At 46.9% G+C, this 623-nt stretch carries 1 protein-coding gene; it reads right to left on the reverse strand.

All coding sequences use genetic code 11. The features are described from left to right. Nucleotides 1–246 precede the first annotated feature (246 nt). On the reverse strand, nt 247–623 hold a 377-nt coding region (locus A3735_RS05130), incomplete at its 5' end, for a DUF934 domain-containing protein (RefSeq protein WP_068637693.1).

Below are 623 nucleotides of genomic sequence, written 5' to 3' on the forward strand. Positions count from 1 at the left end.
CCATGAGAATAGAGCTCGTGAGCAATGTTAGGCGTCATGGCGACGCGGAATTCGTTATTTTTGACTTCTTTTGGTACACCAATACGCATTGCTGACTCCTTTAAAAAACGCCAGATATGTTATTAGTATAGCTGTATTTTTAGCGGATGAAGAACGACGTAAGGGGAAGAGGAGGGGGAGTTTGTTTGAAAAGCTCCACCTCTAAGATCCTGGTTTGGGGGCTTAGAGGTGGGTACTAAGCACTCGTTAGCCGCGACGGCGAAATAGTGGTTGATTCATAAAGCTTGCTGCTTGATAAGATTCAGTAAAGTCGGACAAGCCTTCTTGTGCGACCTCAATATCTTTGTCTTCTCGAACTGCATATGCGTCAAAACCGCAGCGTTTCAGATAGAAAAGCTGGTCGTGAAGAATGTCGCCAATTGCACGAATTTCACCCTCAAAGTTCAAACGGTCGCGAAGTATACGAGCATAGGAGTAGCCGCGCCCGTCAACAAACTTAGGGAAGTTTATTGCAATAGCAGGAAGCTTATCCAGGTAGGGTGCAAGCGCTTCCGGTTCTTCGTCGCTGTCGAGCCAAACGCCGACTTCAGAAGCAACAAGACGAGCACAAAGGCTTTGCCAAT

The organism is Oleiphilus sp. HI0061 (assembly GCF_001635675.1).